General features: G+C 36.3%; 2 protein-coding genes. Both read right to left on the reverse strand.

Annotation, left to right across the window (positions count from 1 at the left end; all coding sequences use genetic code 11):
• Positions 1–339: 339 nt before the first annotated feature.
• A complete protein-coding gene (locus I3257_RS14060) occupies positions 340–1,032 on the reverse strand; it encodes a hypothetical protein (protein ID WP_238050162.1) in 693 nt (230 codons plus the stop codon).
• A gap of 73 nt (positions 1,033–1,105) precedes the next feature.
• Positions 1,106–1,884: PAAR domain-containing protein (locus I3257_RS14065; RefSeq protein WP_238050163.1), on the reverse strand; the 779-nt coding region annotated here is incomplete at its 5' end.

A 1,884-nucleotide genomic window follows, 5' to 3' on the forward strand; every position in this document is an offset into this window, starting at 1 on the left:
GGTTAATACGCTTAGTTTACCAAGTTTAGTTGTACGGTTTATTCAGCATAGCTCACCTTTACGCACGATAGGGATGCCGTTATGAGTGGTGTGCGGTGAGTGGTGTGCGGTGAGTGGTGAGTGGTGTGCGGTGAGTGGTGAGTGGTGAGTGGTGAGTGGTGAGTGGTGAGTGGTGCGGTGTGGTGTGGTGTGGTGTGGTGTGGTGTGGTGTGCCGGAGCTTACTACCTCTGATAAAAGCTTTATATTTAAAGCCAGACTTGGGTAGATGTGTCCCTGATATTTAAGCTATTCTGGGCGCTATGTATCATCGAGTATAAAACTACAGAACTATCTATCGTTTATTTTCTAATGTAGCGACCATAACGTTTTGGTTTTATCGAATCAAATGTATTAAATGTTAAGTTAGTAATACATCGACTATTATTTTCTTTCTCTAAATCACTGATTATTTTTAAAGGTTTTGAGTTGTTGCTTTGATCTGAGGAGGAGCTGTAGCCTCTTATGTGATCTTTTATGCCAACAATAACTAACCTATTGGTCAGAAAGACTTTTCCTATATCGTTCTTTTTATCTAAAACGCGGTAGTATGATTGAAAGTGACTGTTATAAGATTTTTTGTAATCAGATATTAATTTATTATATTCTGAACTATTGAAGCAGATAGGATTTTTGAAATCAATAATAAGCAACTTGCTATTTATATCACTTACCCTTAAGTCTATGTCCTGAATAAAAGGATGCTCGTTTGTGTCCTGAGAAATTTCAAAAAAATTATTAAGACCATGCGATACTTCAATTAATTGAAATTGATGGTTATAAAAATTTTCAACTTGATGAATTGAATACGGGTAGTTATTTGAAAAATAGTCAATTGTGTTAAAAAGCATTCGTTTTTCTTCATTTAAGCTATCAATATCTATATGGGATGCATTGTTCATAGTAATAGATGAGTGGGCAGTTGTGCAATAAAACATTATTGTACTTAATAGTAAAATATTTCTAATGATTTTTTTTGTTTTATCGTTATTCACAAGTATCAACCTATATTTTTTAATAAACTACTATTATTAGTAAAAATTTATTTTACTGTAGTAAATACTATTTTTAAAAATTCAATAGCAGCTCATTTAAATTGCCTTCGTTCTCATATTCATCATAACGGTTACCGTAAAAGTCGTTATATTTTTCACCTGTAGTAGATGTCTTACGATTTCCATATACTTTTCCCGCTTCACTCCAAGCGCTATGATCATCACCATATTTCTCATATGCTGATACAAGAGTTTTAAGCTCATTTGGATCACTATGCGGTTTCATAATATCTATGGCACCATTATCTAGTAACTCTTCTCTGATCATGACACTGTAAATCGCAGCGCCTCCTTCTCCTTTTAGCTTACTATCAATATAAGCATCTCTACTTGATATGTCGATCTCTCCTTGATAGGTAGCATGACCTACCTCATGAGTGAGCGCATGCATAGCCATAGCTGGCTTATCTCTATAATATTCAGAAACTACTATTTCTCTATCTTCATAATTAGTATATGTTCCTCCAGAATCAGGACCATACATTATGTTCCAATCTGCTTCTTGCAAATCTTTGATATTTTCCTGCAAAGTAGGTGAGTCAGCTGCAATTTTATCAACGTCATCACCTAAATTAGTAATGACATAGTCATCTTCAATAGGCTCCTCATCATCCTCTACAAAGCTATTCCCAAATAAAGCATCAGGCTCCGACTTCGCAAACTGCAAAGGCGCTGCCTGCGCAATACTGCCCACCTCAAAGTCAGACTCCGCAAATGACTGCTGAATCGCAATCAGCTTAGCGCCGCAGCTGGTCACATCACCGCCACGTGCAATAGGCGCACCATCAACGA

The organism is Psychrobacter sp. Ps7, assembly GCF_022129225.1.
Taxonomy (GTDB): domain Bacteria; phylum Pseudomonadota; class Gammaproteobacteria; order Pseudomonadales; family Moraxellaceae; genus Psychrobacter; species Psychrobacter immobilis_A.